Annotated in this window: 1 protein-coding gene; it reads right to left on the reverse strand. The window is 24.1% G+C overall.

All coding sequences use genetic code 11. The annotated features are described in order from the left end of the window. Positions 1–1,145 precede the first annotated feature (1,145 nt). Positions 1,146–1,466: hypothetical protein (locus BUB51_RS12560; RefSeq protein ID WP_278294554.1), on the reverse strand; the 321-nt coding region annotated here is incomplete at its 5' end.

Raw genomic sequence — 1,466 nt, forward strand, 5'->3', positions numbered from 1 at the left:
CGCTTGTTTTATATTAACTATGTGGAATGTAAAGAAAACAACAGAAATAATCATACTATACAACAAAATATGTTTTATATTAACTATGTGAATGTGAAGTTTAATCTTATCAAATTAGATTGAGGTGGTGATTAAAGTGGAAAAAATAAAATCTGTTCAATTGTTAATTAATCAATTTTCTTTAATTATTGCGACAATATTTTTTGTTGTTTCATGTTTGTATAAAAATTTTTGGCTCATTTTAATAGGACTTGGGTTAATCTTATATACTTCTGATAAGATAAAAAAATCAAAGGAGAAATAATTATAAAACGTGAGGAATTAATTAAACTAATTCAAAAAGAAACAATAAATTCAAAAGAAATAATAGATTATTTAGGTATCAGCAAACAATGTTTATCAAATTTAAATAATTCTGATAAATTTATTGCTGTCAGAAAAGGGACTTATTTAATGTAAAAGATTATGAAATTAAAGTTACTGTATTGCCTTTTTATCCTTGGTGTAGAACAGTTATTGCTTTATATTTTGAAGATGACTATGGACAAGAGGCAAGGATGGGAAATTTATCATGTTCTAAATGATATGAAGTACAAGGAGTGATATACTAAATACGTAGATAAAGTGGAAATATAAGAAATTAAGAAACAAATATCTCTGAAAATTAAGTAAGATAAATATCTACTTAAGTATAAAAAAGAAAAATATGAGGAGTATTTATAAGGGCATAAGCGTTTTAAGAGTTACAGTAATCGGATAAGATAAAAAGGAGAAATATATAAACCAATTAATTTAAATATTATTTTAATGGAACTCAAGAACTGGTTAAGAAGTATGCTGGAACTAGAGAATTGGTAATGACTAAAGATAGAACTAAATAGAATAAATAAAAGATTATTACTTTCTATAACAAGGTTATAGATATTTATATAGATGAAAGTGGAAATGAATTTAAGACGAGCAATTTTAAAATCCATTACAGTAAAAGATGAAAGTTTAGAGGATATTCTAAATATAGAATATCAATAAGTTATTAAAGATAATGGAAAAGCTAAAATATACAGAGATGGTAATGGTATATTTCCTGTATTATCAAGTGAAATAGAAAAAGTTGAATTATTATAATCACCAGTTTACAAGATTAATTAAGCTACAAAGTCATTGTATATAAAGTTTTTAACGCATTTGGAAACTACAGAATAAATTTTTCTATTTTCGAGCGAAGATACGAAACTATCAAAAATTAATTCTTTTATTACTCTTTCTGAAATCATTCGTTTTATAACTTGTGGGCTTTCAAATTTGTAATCAGAAAATCTATTACTGATAAAGGGTAATACTGAAACAAAAGTAAAACTTATAGCTATTAAGTTTATAAATCTTTCTATAGCTTCTTTATTCCTTACCATATATTTACCAAATGACCAGAAAAATTTTTGCTGATAAAATATTACTTCTATATTCCA

Origin of the sequence: Caloranaerobacter azorensis DSM 13643, from assembly GCF_900129995.1 — a bacterium.
GTDB lineage: Bacteria > Bacillota > Clostridia > Tissierellales > Thermohalobacteraceae > Caloranaerobacter > Caloranaerobacter azorensis.